The organism is Actinomadura rudentiformis (assembly GCF_008923185.1).
Classification (GTDB): Bacteria; Actinomycetota; Actinomycetes; order Streptosporangiales; family Streptosporangiaceae; genus Spirillospora; species Spirillospora rudentiformis.
Genome location: NZ_WBMT01000009.1, coordinates 208,854 through 224,156, shown reverse-complemented (window position 1 = coordinate 224,156; position 15,303 = coordinate 208,854). Strand labels below are relative to the sequence as shown.

The window sequence follows — 15,303 nt, the reverse complement described above, 5'->3', positions numbered from 1 at the left end:
GTCGATACGGACCTTGGAGACTATGCCCACCGGTACCCCCGTGGAGTGACAAAGCGCCCGGCCACGTCACGGCTGACGCTCGACCCGACCAGGACCACGGTGAACATGTCCACCTGCGCCGGGTCCACCTCCGCGAGCGTGCTCAGCGTCGCCGTCTCATCCGGGCGGGACGCGTTCCGCACCAGGCCCACGGGCGTCTCGGGCGGCCGGTGCTCGGCCAGGATGCTCAACGCCTTGGGCAACTGCCAGTCCCGGGCCTTGCTGCGCGGGTTGTAGAAGCACACCGTGAAATCGCCCTCGGCGGCCGCCCGTACGCGACGTTCGATGACCTCCCAGGGGGTGTGCAGGTCGGACAGGGAGATGTAGGCGTGGTCGTGGCCGAGGGGGGCGCCGAGCACGTTCGAGGCCGCGAGCGCCGCCGTGATCCCCGGCACTCCCTCGACCTCGATGTCGTACGAGGCGAACTCCAGCGCCGGGCTCGCCATCGCGTAGACGCCGGCGTCGCCCGACCCGATCAGGGCGACCGCGTTCCCGCGCCCGGCCTCCTCGACGGCCGTACGAGCACGCTCCTCTTCCTGACCCAGCCCGCTCTCCAGGACCCGCGTCCCCGGGCGCAGCAGGTCGCGCACCTGATCTACGTACTGGTCGAGCCCGACCACGACCGCCGCCCGCCGCAGCGCCTCCACCGCACGCGGCGTGACCAGATCGCGCGCACCGGGCCCGAGTCCGACGATGCTCAGCCGTCCCTTCGGGGCGAGCCGCGCGATCGCGACCGTCGCGTTCGCCGACTTGCGCTTCTCGGCGACGAGTTCGCCGCTCCGTCCGTACAAGCGGGCGGCGTGCAGTGCGGACGCCTCGGCGACGCTCGGCGTCCCCACCTCCGCGCGGACCACGTCGGACGGGTTCGGCACCTCGATCTCCGCGAGCACGTCCGCCGGGAACGTGATCACCTCCCAGCCGCGCTCGCGCGCCGCCGCCAGGATCCCCTCCTCGTCCGCCTTGAGGTCCACGGTCGCCACGCACCGCACCGACTCGGGCGCGAGCCCGGCCTCGCCCAGCGCCATGTCGATCAGCCGCGAGACCTCCTCCGCCGGCACACCGCGCGCCGAACCCACCCCGATGACCAGCGACGGCGGCCGGTAGACCAGCCGGCTCCCGAACCAGCCCTCATGGCACATGCACGTGAGCTCCGCCGCGTCCGACACGAGGATCCCGGCCGAGGACGCCGCATCCGAGGACACTGGATCTGAGGACACTGGATCTGAGGACACTGCACCTGAGGACTCCGTGTCCGGCCGGACGTTCGGCGGCAGCGCGGGCAGCGGCCAGCCCTCCGCCCCCTCGATCAGCACCGGCTCGCCCGACAACACCGCCGCGCCGACGTGCGCGAGCATCTCCCGGTTGTGGACGGTGAAGCCCAGGTCGGCGCCGTACGAGTCCAGCGGCGTGACGTTGCTCTGGTCGCTCGCGGTCGTGACGATGGGCTCGCAGCCGAGGACGCCCGTGAGCCGCCGCGCCAGCACGTTCGCGCCGTGATGACCGCCGAGCACCGCCACCGCGTACTGCATGCTCTCGTCCACGCACACCACGGCCGGGTCTGCGGTCTTGTGCTGCAGCAGCGGCGCCAGCACCCGGACGGTCGCCCCCACCGCGAGGAAGCTCACGATCGCGTCGCAGCTCTCCCACGCCTCGCGCAGGCCGTCGCCCACCTTGCCCTCGGTGAACAGCCGCACCTCGTCCGGCCACACCTCGGCCAGCGTCGCCGCCGCCGTCCGGCCGCTCGCGGTCGCCGCGACAACCCCGATCATTCCGTGCCCTCCCCGTTCTCCACAGCCACGTTCTCCACGGCCACCTCTCCGGACGCGCCGTCTCCGGGCAGCGGAGCGATCTCCGCCCGCCGCTCGTTCCGCTCCTCGGGCGCCATCGGGCGCGGCGGCTCCTCCCGCACGCCCCACACGAGGTAGACCGGGTTCGTGGCCGCGAACCGGTGGACGTCGCCCGGCATCGGTGAGAGCCGGCTCGCCTGCAGGTGGACGGCGTCGGCCACGAGTCCCTCGGCTCGCAGGGCGTCCAGCGTGGGGCGCACCCGTTCCACCGCGATCAACGCGACCACCACGGACCGCAACGCCCGTGCGGCACACGCCCGGACGACCTCCGGGCCGCCGCCGCCCACGAAGACGGCGTCCGGGTCGGGCAGGTGGTCCAGGGCGCCGGGTGCCTCGCCGCGCGAGACCGCGACCTTGACCCCGTGCGCGCGCACGTTCGCACGGATGTGCTCGCACAACGCCTCGTCCCGTTCAAGCGCGACGACGGCGGCGCCGAAGCGGGCGCATTCGATGGCCACGGAGCCGCTGCCCGCGCCCACGTCCCACACCATGTCGCCGATCCGAGGCCCCAGCTTCGCCAGTGCGAACGCGCGCACCTCCGACTTGGTGATGAGCGACTCTCGGTGCTTGAACGCCTCCTCAGGAAGCCCCCAGCCCACCGGGCCGGCAGGCGCAGGCGCGCCCGCGATCCAGCCGCGCTCGCCGACGGCACGCCGCGAGTCCAGCACGAGCACGACGTTCGGGTCACACCAGGGCCGTGTCGTGGCCTCTGCCGGGCGGACGTGCACCACCCGCTCGTCCGGCCCGCCCAGGTCCTCGCACACGACGAAGGAACGCGGCGTCTGCGGGAAAAGCTCCCGGGCCAGCTCCGCAGGTCCCGCCCCCGGTGCGGTCAGCACCGCGACCTTCGGGAAAGCCCGGCAGGCGTTCACGGCTCGTCGCAGCTCACGTCCGTGCGCGGACACCACCACCGCGTCGTCCCAGGGCAGCCCGGCTCGTGCGAAGGCCTGCGCCACCGACGACACCGCCGGGATCACCTTCGGCGTGTGACCGCGCTCGCGCAGCGCCCGCACGATCCCGAAAAAACCCGGATCGCCGCTTGCCAGGACCACGACGTCACGGGTGCCGTCGCCGCCCTCCGCGGCGTCGATCTCGTCCAGCGCGGCCGCCACGTTCCCCATCACGATGGTCCGGGCGCCCTGTGGCACCGCGTGCTCGGAGTGCAGGGCGTCCAGATGCCGCGCCCCTCCCACGACCAGGACCGCCCGCGCCAGGCGTTCGCCCGCCTCAGCCCCGAGGGGCGTCCCGTCGTACCCGACCACCGTGATCATGTCAGCGCGCCATCCGGCCGTACATGCCGACCATGCGCTCACCGGTGAAGTCGACGAGCACGACCTGCGCGGCCAGCTCACCGCCCGCCTCCTCGACCGCGAACCGCTCCAGCACGCCCGCGACGCGGCGGCAGAGCTCGCGGCCACAGGGGCCGAGGACACCGGCGGCCTCCCACAGCTCGTACGCGTGGCGTGCGGTGTTGGCCTGCGCCACCTCGGCGGCCAGCTCCGCGGAGCCGCCCATGCCGGTGGTGATCTCGCCGAGCAGCTCGGTGTTCACCTTGGAACGTGTGTAGTGCGTCATGAGCACGCCCGCGGCCAGCTTGGTCAGCTTGCCCGCCATGCCGACGAAGACGACCTGCCTGAGGCCGTGCTCGACCGCGCGGCGCAGCGCCGCACCGGTGAAGTCGCCGACCTCGACGAAGCACACGTCGGGAAGCTTCGGCAACATCTTCATGGCGCCCTTCTCGGTACGGCCGCCGGTGCAGAGCACAAGGGTCGTCTCGCCCTGCGCCGCCATGACCGACACCGCCTGCTCCACACTGGCACGCCAGGACGCCGTGGAGAACGGGCGCACGATGCCCGTGGTGCCGAGGATCGAGATGCCGCCCAGGATGCCCAGCCGCTTGTTGGTGGTCTTGCGCGCCATGATCTCGCCGTCGGGCACCGAGATGACGACCCGGACGCCCCGCCCGGACGCCGGGTCGGTGACGTCCGCGGCCTCGGGCGTCTCGTCGAGCGGTGCCTCGAAGACGGCCTCGGCCACCGCATGGGTGATCATCTTGCGCGGCACCGGGTTGATGGCCGGGCCGCCGAGCTCCAGCCCGAGCCCCGGCCTGGTGACGACGCCGACGCCCTCACCGCCGTCGAGCTCCAGTCCGGGCCCGTCCCGCCACGACACATCGGCCGTGATGTGCGCGCCGTGCGTGACGTCGGGGTCGTCGCCCGCGTCCTTGACGACCACGGCCCGCGCACGGTCGCGCGTGGCGTCGACGACCGTGTCCTCGACCTTGAACGTCACGCGGTTGCCCGAGGGCAGCGCGATCTCGACGTACCCCGGCAGGTCCTCGCCGCGGAGCAGCAGAGTGGCCGCCTTGGCCGCCGCCGACGCGCAGGAGCCGGTCGTCCAGCCGGTACGCAGGGCCTTCTGCCGCACCTTCATCGTGCGCGGCAGATCGGGCTCCCGCAGCGGTGTCTCGTTGGGGTCTTCGGTCATCTGGTGCTCACTTCCTCGTCGCGTCGTCAAGAGGAGCGACGAGCCTCGCGGAGGCGGCGCCGGGCTGCGGGCTCGGCACGCCGGAAACCGTGGAAGTGACCCGGATGATAGAGATGCGACCGCGTGCCGCCGGCGGCCAGAGCCGGGCCGACCAAGACGAGTGTGTGCTTCCACAGCTTGTGGGTCTTCATGGTCTCCGCCAGCTCACCGAGGGTGCACCGTACGATCAGCTCGTCCGGCCAGGTGCACTGGTACGCGACCACGCAGGGGGTGTCCTCGGGGTAGCCGCCTTCGAGGAGCTCTTCCTGGAGCTGGCCAGAACGAGCCGCCGACAGGAAGAGCGCCATCGTCGTGCCGTGCCGGGCGAACTCGCGGACCTCCTCGCCCGGCGGCATGGGCGTCTTGCCGCCGCCGAGCCGGGTGAGGATGACCGACTGCGCCACCTCAGGGATCGTCAGCTCGCGTTCGACCGCCGCCGCGACCGCGCTGAAGCTGGAGACGCCCGGCACGACCTCCACGTCCAGGTCCATGTCGCGGCACCGGTCGAGCTGCTCCTGCAACGCCCCCCACAACGCCGGGTCGCCCGAGTGGATGCGGGCGATGGTCAGGCCCTCGGCCACCGCACGCTCGTAGTAGGGCATCATGCCCTCCATCGGGAGCTGCGCCGAGTCGACGATCTCCGCGTCCGCGCGGACGTGCTGGAGCACATCGGGATGGACCAGGCTGGCCGCCCAGATCACCACGTCGGCATCGGCGATCGCCTTCGCCGCCCGGAACGTCAGCAAGTCGGCGGCACCCGGCCCGGCGCCCACGAACAACACGCGACCATTCACAGCTTGCCTCCTCGCGTGGTGCGGTGACCCGGCACTATCAGCGTCGACAGGTAGGGCACGGCACCGGTGATCTCCCGGGCGGGCCGCACGTCCTCGCCCGCCAGGCCGAGCCGTGCCCCGTAGACCGCCTCCTCCAGCCGCCCCGCGTCCTTGAGCACGTCGACGACCTCTGCCGCCACCGAGCCGAACTTGTACGCGACGACCGTGTCACCGGTCTCCAGCGCCGCCCGGAAGCCCGCCACCCCGGCCGTCAGCGGCACCAGCGCGAGCGACTCGGCGCCCTCGGTGAGGACGGTGCCGGAACGCGCGGCGAGATCCTGCATGGCGGTGATCCCGGGCACGGTCTCCACGACCACGTCGGCACGGCGTTCCCGGACGGTCTGTGCCAGGTAGGTGAACGTCGAGTAGACGTTGGGGTCGCCGATCGTGGCGAAGGCGACCGTACGGGCACCTTCCTCGAATGCCCGCACGACCCGTCCGGCGGCACCATCCCAGGCGGCGGCCCGTTTCCCGGTCACGCCACCCCGGTCGTTCAGCGCGAAGACGACGCGTTCGGCCTTGCCCGTGTACGCGCGCACGACCGACTCGGCACGGCCCTCCTCGTCCAGCGCCATCACGGGCACCAGCACGACGTCGGCCTCGCGCAGGATCCGGATGGCCTTCGCGGTCACCAGCTCGGGGTCGCCCGGCCCGACACCAATCCCGACCAGTCTCGGCGGACCGGCTTCAGCACGGTCGAGGTCGGCGGCGAGAAGGCTGAAGACGAACTGGTCGCGGTTGACGCCCCCCTCGCGCTCACCGCCTCGCGCAACGCCCTCACAGACGTAGCCGCCCTTCTCCGCGACACGGATCGACTCGATGGCCGCGGCGCGGAGTTCGATGCGGTGCAGGCCGCAGTCGCGCAGGGCCCACGCGGAGATCAACCGCAGCGCCTCGGTCGCATAGCCGCGGCGCCGCGCTCGCGGGCGCATGCCGTAGCCGACCTCGCAGGTGAGCTGCGTCCAGTCCACCCGGTAAAGCCCGATGGTGCCGACGAAGTCGCCGCTCTCCCGGTCGAGCACCGCGAGCTGGATCGCCGCGCCGTACCGCTGCGGCTGGTGGACGCCGGTGGTCAGCCACCAGGCCAGGCGCTCGGCGTCGAGCCTGCGCGGGAAGTTGTCCGGAAGGAAGTCCTCACCGGCACGGATGATTTCGATGAGCGCGGCGGCGTCCTCGATCGAGAACGGCCGCAGCTCGACCCGTTCGCCGCGAAGCAGCACGGGGCCGCGGAAGGTGTCCTCGCTCATCGGCAGGCCTCCACGAATCGCTGCGCGAAGCCGGGCGACCCGGCCCAGTGCAGATGCAGGTACGAGGCGACGCAGCGGCCCTGGACGAATCCCGCAGGGCCGTCCGTCGACCACTGCCAGGCGGCGGTCGTGCCGTGCGCCGGGTCGGTGACCGTCCGGTGGAACTCGTGGCCGTGCACACGTTCTCCCGCGCGGGACACGACGGAGTCGGACACCGCGACGGCCGCGCGATAACCGAGCGTCAGCCGTTCGGCCATGGTCGCGGTCACCCCGGCCAGCACCCCGCACATCGGCTCTCCGTCGAGCTCGCGTGCCAGGTAGAGCAGGCCCGCACACTCGGCGTAGATCGGGCCGCCGAACGCGGCGACCTCCTTGCGGAGCGGCTCGTTGGCCGACAGCTCCGCCGCGTACACCTCGGGGAAGCCACCGCCGATCACGATGCCCGCCGTCCCCTCGGGAAGCCGTTCGTCGCGCAGCGGATCGAAGCGGACGACCTCGGCTCCGGCCGCCGCGAGCAGTTCCTCGTTCTCGGCATATCCGAACGTGAACGCCGAGCCGCCCGCCACCGCGACCCGCACTCCCGGCGCCGTGGCCTCCAGACCAAGTGCCCAAGGCCGGGCAGGCAACGCCGGAGCGCTGCGGGCCAGCGCTAGCACCGCATCCAGGTCACAGGACTCGGCGATGAGCGCGCCGAGGCGCTCGACCGTGGCCACGGCCTCGGCACTGCGTTCGGCAACTGGGACGAGTCCGAGATGCCGGGACGGCTTGGCGATGTCGTCGTGCCGCCGGAGCGCGCCCAGCACGGGGATCCCCAGCTCCTCGACGGCCTCGCGGCACAGGAGTTCGTGGCCGTCCGACCCGATCCGGTTGAGGATCACGCCGCCCAGCCGCACCCCCTCGTCGTACGAGCGGAAGCCGTGCACGGTGGCCGCCACCGAACGCCCCGCGGCCGCCGCGTCCACGACGAGGATCACCGGCGCGTCGAGCAGCGTCGCCACATGCGCGGTCGAGGCGAAGTCCCCTGAGCCCGAACCCCCGGAGCCACCAGCCCCGATTCCAGAAGCCCCGTCGTACATGCCCATGACGCCCTCGATCACGGCCACGTCGGAGCCGTCCGCGCCGTGCCGGAAGAGCGGTGCGACGAGATCCTCGGACGTCAGCCAAGGATCGAGGTTGCGGCCGGGTCGGCCCGTGGCAAGCGCGTGGTAGCCGGGGTCGATGTAGTCCGGCCCGACCTTGTGCGGCGAGACCCGCAGGCCGCGCGCCGCGAAGGCCGCCATGAGCCCGGTCGCCACGGTCGTCTTGCCGCTCCCCGAGGCGGGCGCGGCGACGACGACACGGGGAACGGCGTCACGGGGAACGGTCACCACTCGATGCCCTTCTGGCCCTTCTGGCCGCGGTCCATGGGGTGCTTCACCTTGCCCATCTCCGTCACGAGGTCGGCGAACTCCACCAGCCGCGGATCCGCGTCCCGGCCGGTGATGACGACGTGCTGCGCGCCCGGACGGTCCCGCAGCGTGGCGATGACGTCCTCGACGTCCACCCAGCCCCATTTCATCGGGTACGTGAACTCGTCCAGCACGTAGAAGCGGTAGGTCCCGGCCGCGAGGTCACGCTTGATCTGTTCCCAGCCTTCGCGGGCGTCCGCCTCGTGATCCTCCTCCGAGCCCGGCCGCTGGATCCACGACCAGCCCTCGCCCATCTTGTTCCAGGTCACCGGGCCGCCCTCACCCGTCTCCCCCAGGACGCGCAGTGCCCGCTCTTCGCCGATACGCCACTTGGCCGACTTGACGAACTGGAACACCCCGATGGGCCAGCCCTGGTTCCAGGCACGCAGCGCCAGCCCGAACGCGGCGGTCGACTTGCCCTTGCCTGGACCCGTGTGCACGATCACCAGCGGCCGGTTACGGCGCTCGCGGGTCGTCAGCCCGTCGTCCGGCACGTACTCCGGCTTGCCCTGCGGCATCTCACGCAGTCCTTTCCTTGCCCGTCCGCCATCCCCCGTCAACCGACGCCACCCTCCCTGACGCCCTTGCCGACCGGACGACACCGGCGAGCGAGTCCGCCGCAAGCTCGTCCAGCCGGACGGACTCGGCACCGAGATGACCGGCCAGCCGCTGCGCCAGCCCCAGCCGTACCGGCCCGGACTCGCAATCCACGACCACCGATGCCACACTCGAGAGCAGCCCCGCGACCGTGGCCGGATCGGGTCCGTGGGTGGCACGGCCGTCGGTCACGACCACGAGCAGCGGGCGGCGCGCCGGATCACGCAGCCGCTCGACGCGCAGCACCTCCGCGGCGCGCAGGAGCCCGGCGGCCAGCGGGGTACGGCCGCCGGTCGCGAGCCGCTCCAGCCGCCGCGCGCCCGCCTCGACCGAGGAGGTCGGCGGCAGCGCCAGCTCGGCGTCCGGCCCCCTGAAGGTGATCAACCCGACCTTGTCGCGCCGCTGGTAGGCGTCCAGCAGCAGGCTCAGCACCGCGCCCTTGACCGCGCGCATCCGCTGCCGCGCCGCCATCGAGCCGCTCGCGTCCACGACGAAGAGCACCAGGTTGCCCTCGCGCCCGTCCCGTACCGCCTCACGCAGGTCGTCGGCGGCGACGACCAGCCCGGGGCCGCTGCGGCCACGCGCGTGCTGGTGCGGCGCGGCGGCACGCAGGGTGGCGGTGAGGTGCAGGCCGCGGGATCCGGGCTGCGCGCCCGAGACGCGGCCGTACGGGCTCCGTGCCTTGGAACGGCGACCGGGCGCACCCATGCCTGTCCCGGGAACGGTGAAGAGCCGGGGCTTGTACGCGGCGTCAGCAGGAGCGGGCTCGCCCGGCGCCGCTGAGGGCGCCGGGGCCTGTCCGTTCGGCTGCTGTTGCTCGTCCTCACTGCCGGACCCCTGCGGCGGGACGGGGCCGTCGCCGCCCTGAGGAGGAGGCCCGCCACCAGGTCCTCCTGGATCGTCTTCCGGGGGCTCCGGCTCGTGCTCTGGCTCGTGCTCCGGCTCACCGTGCTCTTCGAGGACGTCGTCGAGCTTCTGCCTGTCCAGGCCGGGGGCGTCGAACGGGTCGCGGCGGCGGCGATGCGGCAGGGCGAGACGCGCGGCCGTCCGCACGTCCTCGGAGGTGACCTCCATCCGGTCGTGCCAGGCGGCCAGCGCGATCGCGGCGCGGGCGGTCACCAGGTCGGCGCGCAGGCCGTCCACCTCGAAGGCGGCGCACACCGCGGTGATCTGGCGGAGGGCGGCGTCGGTCAGCACGACCCGTGCGAGCCTGCTCTGCGCGGCGGCGATCCGTCCGGCCAGCTCGGCCTCGGCCTCGGCCCAGCCCGCGGCGAAGCCCGCCGGGTCCTCCTCGAACCGCAACCGGCGCCGGACGACCTCGGCTCGCTCATCGGGATCGCGCGTGGCCGCCACCTCGACCGTCAGCCCGAACCGGTCGAGCAGCTGCGGCCGCAGCTCGCCCTCCTCCGGATTCATGGTGCCGACGAGGAGGAACCGCGCCGCGTGCCGCACGGAGACGCCCTCGCGTTCGACGTAGGACTCGCCCATTGCGGCGGCATCGAGGAGCAGGTCGACGAGATGGTCGTGCAGCAGATTGACCTCGTCGACGTAGAGCACGCCGCGGTGCGCCGCCGCCAGGAGGCCGGGCTCGAAGGCCTTCACGCCCTCGGTCAGCGCCCGTTCGATGTCGAGGGAGCCGGTGAGCCGGTCCTCCGACGCGCCGACCGGCAGCTCCACCAGCCGCGCGGGCCTGCGCTCTGCGAGGTCGTCGGCGTGCGGGCCGTCGGGACACTCCGGATCGGGATCGCCCGGGTCGCAGGAGAAGCGGCAGCCCGGCACGACGCCGACCGGCGGCAGCAGCCCGGCCAGGGCGCGCACGATCGTGGACTTGGCGGTGCCCTTCTCGCCGCGTACCAACACGCCGCCCACGCCAGGCGACACCGCGTTGACGAGCAGGGCGAGCTTGAGATCGTCCATGCCGACGACGGCGGAGAACGGGTACCGGGCGCCGGCGTTCGCGCGGCGGCTCATCGGTACATCAGACAGAGCGGCATGCCACATCGTCCTTCCCTCGGGTGTCCACGCCCGTGGCGGTCTCATCCGACGGCCGGAGTCTCCTGGCTCCCGGATCAACGCTCCCCCTCAGCCTTCCAGCGTTGCCGCCGTGGCGCACGGAGAGGGAACTCCCCTGGTCACAGTTGCGGGACAGCCCCGGAATTGGCGGCGCCGATCGAGTCGACCTCGAGTTGACACAGCCGCACCGGGTTCCTCCGCGTCCGTCGCAGGCAAGGATCGCACACCCTCGGGAACCGCCCAAGTCGCGGTGGGGCGACAGCTCTATTGGCGGACTGCCAATAACGTGTTCTACTGGTGCCATGCGACGAACCGGTGGACTCCCGTTCCGGCCAGGCGACGCCTCCTGGACGGTCATGCGTGAACCGGTGCTCGGCCTCGGCGCCGCGCCGACGCTCCTCCTGCAGGTGACGCACCCGCTCGTGGCCGCGGGGGTCGAGCAGTACTCCGACTTCGAGAGCGACCCGTTCGCCCGGTTGTGGCGGACGGCCGACATCATGCTCAAGCTCTCGTTCGCCGAACCCGAGGTCTCCGCCCGCCAGTCCGTCAAGCTGCGACGCGTGCACGAACGTGTCAGTGGAGTATCGGACGAGGGCGTCCACTACCGCGCATTGGATCCCGATCTTCTGCTCTGGGTCTGGGCGACGCTGGTGCACAACGGTCTCGACCTCTACCAGCGCACGTTCGGACGGCTGCCCTCGGGCGAACGCGAGCGCCTCTACCAGGAGCAGAAGCTGATCGCATACGCGTGCGGAGTACCGGAAGGCCACTGCCCTGTCACCTACGCGGACTTCCGCGCTTACTTCGACCGGGTCGTCAGGGACGAACTGCGACCGACCGCCGTCTCGGCCAAGCTGCTCGACACCAGCCGCAGGCTGCCCATGCCCTGGCCCCTCGGCCCCGCGTACATCCAGCTCAATCTGCTCGCGGCAGGAGCGCTCCTGCCGCGCTCGCTACGGCGTGAGCTGGGCATCCCGTGGAGCCGGTCACGGGCCCTGGCGTTCGCCTCCCTCGTCGAGGCCAACAAGACGGCCTCCAAGGTCGTGCCCGCGTCCGTACGGCACCGCCCCACCGACTATCTCGTGGCCCGGGAGCGGCCGCTGCGGCTCTTCGGGCAAGGCCGGCGCCGGGCGGCATAGGCTGCCTGTGTGCCCTCTCCGTCTCCACGCCGTTCCTCCAGGGCGAGTTATCAGCGGCTTCCCAGGGATGAACGGCGCGACCAGATCCTCGGTGTGGCACGCCGGATGTTCACGGAACTGCCGTACGCCGACGTCTCCACCGCGGCGATCGCGCGCGAGGCCGGTGTCCAGCGCGGGTTGATCCACTACTACTTCGGCACGAAGCGCGAGCTCTTCCTGGAGGTCGTGCGCGCGCTCACGGTCGACTACGCGGGGCAGGCCCCGCCCGCCGACTCCGCGCTGCCGCTGGAGGAGACGGTCGACCGGTGCGTCCACCTGTTCCTGGACGCCGCCGAGTCCAACGCCGACACCTGGCTCGCCGCCCTCGACGCGGAGGGCTTCGGCCAGGACCCCGAGCTCCGGCGCATCGTCAACAAGACGCGCGACGTCACGGTCGAGCGCATGCTCGCGGTGCTCCACGTCCCCGAGCCGACCGACACCTTGCGCGCCGTCCTCCGCACGTACTCCGGGCTGGCCGAGATGGCGACCCGGCAGTGGCTCCAGGAGAAGACACTCAGCCGCGCCCAGGTCCACACGCTGCTGGCCGGGTCGCTGCTCGTCCTCGTCAGGGACATCGCACCCGCTGTCGAACAGACCTGAGCAGGCCTGAGTCCGCCAGGCCCAGTCAGGCCACGCCCGGCTCGGGTGGGGCGTCATCGGACGTGGGCGCCGGGCTCGACGGGCTCAGGAACGTGGCGGCAGCGGCGGGTACGGGGACCGCGAACCAGACCGCCTTGCCAGGGACCTGCGGGCCCAGCCGGGAGAGGGTGTGGAGCACCCCCCAGCGGCCCTCGGAGAGCTCCCGGACGATGCTGAGGCCGCGGCCGCAGTCGCCGGACGTCCATGAATAGCCGGGCAGGCGCGCGTCGGCATGGCCGTCGAAGACGGCGCAGCGGACCTCGCGCACGGCCGGCGGGGACGCCATGGTGGTAGCGATCCGGGCACCCGATCGTTCACCCAGATAGAGCCAGAGCTCATGCGGCCCGAATTCGGCAGCGTGCTGGTGCGCGTTGGTCACCAGCTCGCTCACCATCAGCTGGGCGTCGCCGACCATGCCCCGGTCGACCCCGAAGGTGGTGAGCGCTTCGGCCAGCACCGACCGGGCGTATCCAGCACATCCAGGGCCACGTGGGAGCGCCCAGACCCATCCTGGGAGCTCCGTATCCTCGTCCGTGAACTCAGGCGAAGCCTTCACGGGTTCCTCCCGCGGTTACGTTCCGTCTTGCGCGGCCACGTACTGCTCCGTTACTTTCCGTCCCCGAACGGTCACGTTTTCAGAGTCGCGTGAGATTCTCATCCCCGCAACTCTCTTCACAAGATTGCTCTTACCGGCTTCCGCAATCACGTTGTACTGGACCGTCCGGATACGGGACTCTCACCTTTATGACCTACCGGCCCACGGTGCGCGGCCGCCGGCTGGCACGGGAGCTTCGCAGGATGCGGGACGAGCAGGGACTCACCCTGCAGGACGTGGCCGACCGGCTCGGCTGGTCGCGGGCCACGGTCTCGCGGCTGGAAACGGGGCAGACCAGGCCACGGCACGGCGACATCGCCGACATCCTCGATCTGTACGGCGTGCCCAGCCCCGACCGAGACGCCTACATCAACCTCGCCAAGGAGGCCGGCCAGCGCGGCTGGTGGACCGCCTACGCGGACGTCTTCGCCGGCAGCTACGTGGCGCTGGAGGACGAGGCGTCCCAGATCTGCTCGTGGGACGCCCAGCTCGTCCACGGCCTCCTGCAGACCGAGGACTACGCCCGCGCGGTCATCACCGCCGGCCGGATGCTCCCGAGCCGTACCGAGATCGAACGCCGCATCGCCGCCCGCAAGGCGCGGCAGGCCCTCCTCGACCGCGCCAGCGCGCCGCGCCTCGACGTCATCCTGGACGAGGCGATCCTCTACCGCGCGATCGGCGGGCGGACCGTCATGACGGCGCAGCTCGAATCGCTGGCCGAATCGGCCCGGCGCCCCCAGGTGACGATCCAGGTGCTCCCGCGCGCCGCGGGCGAGCACGCCGGGCTGGACGGCCGTTTCACGATCCTTTCGTTCCCGGACCCCGCCGACCCTGATATCGCCTACGTAGAGGGCACTATGGGTGACGTTTATCTCGAAAGCGCGGAGGCAATAGCCCAACATAGGGCCAGGTTCGACCGTGTCACCGCACTGGCCCTCTCCCCGGAGGAGTCCGCACGCCTCCTCCACGAGGCAGCAAGGAGCGGCAGCACGTGAACCAGGCGTCCACCGAACTCGCCAATGCCACCTGGCACAAGTCCTCTCACAGCGGAAGCGGCGACCAGTGTGTCGAGATCGCCGCGCTGTCCGGCGGCCGCCGGGCTGTCCGCGACTCCAAGGACCCGGAGGGTCCCGCGCTGGTCCTCTCGGCCACCGCATGGATCGCGTTCGTCCGCACGATCTCCTAGCCCGACCACCCTGCCCCATCCCCCGGCTCGTCCGGGTCACCCTTCCGGCGATACTAGAACGTGTTCTAGTATCGCCGGTGCGTTCCCGATTCCGGAGGGTGACCCGTGACCGCAGAACTCAAGCTCGGCATCAACGTCGGCTACTGGCAGCGCGACCCCGACGACCAGACCGAGACCGTGCTGGCGGCCGAACGGCTCGGGTACGACTCGGTCTTCACCGCGGAGGCGTACGGCTCGGATGCCTTCACGCCGCTGACCTGGTACGCCGCCCGGACGTCGAGGATCAAGCTGGGCACCGCCGTGGCGCAGATGTCGGCCCGCACCCCCGCCGCGACCGCGATGCACGCGCTGACCCTCGACGCCCTGTCCGGCGGCCGGGTGATCCTCGGGCTGGGCGCGTCCGGGCCGCAGGTGGTGGAGGGGTGGTACGGCGTGCCGTTCCCCAAGCCGCTCGCCCGCACCCGCGAATACCTCGACATCGTCCGGCAGGTGTGGCGCCGCGAGCGCCCCGTGACGAACGAGGGCCCGCACTATCCGCTGCCCTACCCGGGCGGCGCGGGGCTCGGCAAGCCGCTCAAGTCGATCGTGCATCCCCTCCGGCCGGAGATCCCCATCTACCTGGGCGCCGAGGGGCCGAAGAACATCGCGCTGGCCACCGCGCACACCCAGGGCTGGCTGCCGCTGTTCGTGGACCCCGAGCAGATCGACACGCTCTTCGGCGAGTCGCTCGCGGGCCGTCCGGACGGCTTCGAGATCGCCGCGACCGTCACCACCATCGTGACCGACGATCTCGACTCCGCCCTGGAGTTCGCCAAGATCCCGCTCGCGTTCTACATCGGCGGGATGGGCGCGCGCGACCGCAACTTCCACCTCGACCTGATCGGCCGCCTCGGCTACGCCGAGCAGGCCAAGCGCGTCCAGGAGCTCTTCCTGGACGGGCGGCGGGACGAGGCGATCAAGGCCGTGCCGACCGAGCTCGCCGACTCCATCTCGCTGCTCGGCCCGATCGGCCGCATCAAGGAACGCCTGCAGCTGTGGCGCGGCAGCCCGGTCACGACACTGCTCATCGCGGGCGTCCGGGACGAGCCCACGCTGCGCGAGATCCGCGACCTCGTGCACGCCTGATCCACAGACCGCCCCCGTATCCCTTCCGCG

Annotated in this window: 14 protein-coding genes and 1 riboswitch; of the genes, 5 read left to right on the top strand and 9 right to left on the bottom strand. The window is 71.8% G+C overall.

Annotated features, from left to right (window positions below):
- Positions 1-20: 20 nt before the first annotated feature.
- From cobJ to F8566_RS20700, 8 genes are read right to left on the bottom strand one after another with little or no spacing between them, the layout of a single operon-like run.
- Entirely contained in the window at positions 21-1,808 is a 1,788-nt protein-coding gene (cobJ, locus tag F8566_RS20735; protein WP_151562266.1) for a precorrin-3B C(17)-methyltransferase, read from the bottom strand.
- The gene (gene cbiE / locus F8566_RS20730) at positions 1,805-3,157 is read right to left on the bottom strand and encodes a precorrin-6y C5,15-methyltransferase (decarboxylating) subunit CbiE (RefSeq protein ID WP_151562264.1); all 1,353 of its coding nucleotides are present in this window, start codon (positions 3,155-3,157) and stop codon (positions 1,805-1,807) included. The genes cobJ and cbiE overlap by 4 nt, the downstream gene beginning before the upstream one ends.
- A 1-nt stretch (position 3,158) precedes the next feature.
- Positions 3,159-4,373, bottom strand: a complete 1,215-nt coding sequence (locus F8566_RS20725; protein WP_151562262.1) for a cobalt-precorrin-5B (C(1))-methyltransferase — start codon at positions 4,371-4,373, stop codon at positions 3,159-3,161.
- 26 nt (positions 4,374-4,399) lie between these two features.
- A complete protein-coding gene (gene cobM / locus F8566_RS20720) occupies positions 4,400-5,206 on the bottom strand; it encodes a precorrin-4 C(11)-methyltransferase (protein WP_151562261.1) in 807 nt (268 codons plus the stop codon).
- Entirely contained in the window at positions 5,203-6,492 is a 1,290-nt protein-coding gene (cobI, locus tag F8566_RS51395; protein ID WP_225993357.1) for a precorrin-2 C(20)-methyltransferase, read from the bottom strand. Before cobI ends, cobM begins: the two co-directional genes overlap by 4 nt.
- Positions 6,489-7,859, bottom strand: coding sequence for a cobyrinate a,c-diamide synthase (locus F8566_RS20705; protein WP_225993356.1), 1,371 nt, complete (start codon positions 7,857-7,859; stop codon positions 6,489-6,491). The genes cobI and F8566_RS20705 overlap by 4 nt, the downstream gene beginning before the upstream one ends.
- A complete protein-coding gene (cobO, locus tag F8566_RS51390; RefSeq protein ID WP_225993355.1) occupies positions 7,856-8,458 on the bottom strand; it encodes a cob(I)yrinic acid a,c-diamide adenosyltransferase in 603 nt (200 codons plus the stop codon). Before cobO ends, F8566_RS20705 begins: the two co-directional genes overlap by 4 nt.
- Position 8,459: 1 nt before the next feature.
- On the bottom strand, positions 8,460-10,508 hold the full coding sequence (locus tag F8566_RS20700; protein WP_151562256.1) for a putative cobaltochelatase: 2,049 nt from the start codon (positions 10,506-10,508) through the stop codon (positions 8,460-8,462).
- 79 nt (positions 10,509-10,587) lie between these two features.
- Positions 10,588-10,748, bottom strand: a riboswitch (cobalamin riboswitch).
- A 104-nt stretch (positions 10,749-10,852) separates the two neighbouring features.
- Here F8566_RS20700 and F8566_RS20695 point away from each other — a divergent pair.
- Complete coding sequence (locus F8566_RS20695; RefSeq protein WP_151562254.1) at positions 10,853-11,689, top strand: oxygenase MpaB family protein; 837 nt, start codon at positions 10,853-10,855, stop codon at positions 11,687-11,689.
- 9 nt (positions 11,690-11,698) lie between these two features.
- Complete coding sequence (locus F8566_RS20690) at positions 11,699-12,328, top strand: TetR/AcrR family transcriptional regulator (RefSeq protein ID WP_151562252.1); 630 nt, start codon at positions 11,699-11,701, stop codon at positions 12,326-12,328.
- 25 nt (positions 12,329-12,353) lie between these two features.
- On the opposite strand, the gene F8566_RS20685 is transcribed toward F8566_RS20690, so the two are convergent.
- Positions 12,354-12,824: an ATP-binding protein gene (locus F8566_RS20685; RefSeq protein ID WP_151562250.1), complete on the bottom strand. Its 471-nt coding sequence runs from the start codon at positions 12,822-12,824 to the stop codon at positions 12,354-12,356.
- 287 nt (positions 12,825-13,111) lie between these two features.
- On the opposite strand from F8566_RS20685, the gene F8566_RS20680 reads away from it, so the two are divergent.
- The 3 genes from F8566_RS20680 (at position 13,112) to F8566_RS20670 (ending at position 15,273) form a co-directional block, all read left to right on the top strand.
- The gene (locus F8566_RS20680; protein ID WP_151562248.1) at positions 13,112-13,957 is read left to right on the top strand and encodes a helix-turn-helix domain-containing protein; all 846 of its coding nucleotides are present in this window, start codon (positions 13,112-13,114) and stop codon (positions 13,955-13,957) included.
- Positions 13,954-14,148 carry a DUF397 domain-containing protein gene (locus F8566_RS20675; protein ID WP_151562246.1) on the top strand — a complete coding sequence of 65 codons (195 nt, stop codon included), beginning with the start codon at positions 13,954-13,956 and terminating at the stop codon, positions 14,146-14,148. Before F8566_RS20680 ends, F8566_RS20675 begins: the two co-directional genes overlap by 4 nt.
- Before the next feature lie 105 nt (positions 14,149-14,253).
- On the top strand, positions 14,254-15,273 hold the full coding sequence (locus F8566_RS20670) for an LLM class F420-dependent oxidoreductase (RefSeq protein WP_151562244.1): 1,020 nt from the start codon (positions 14,254-14,256) through the stop codon (positions 15,271-15,273).
- The last annotated feature ends 30 nt before the right edge of the window (positions 15,274-15,303 follow it).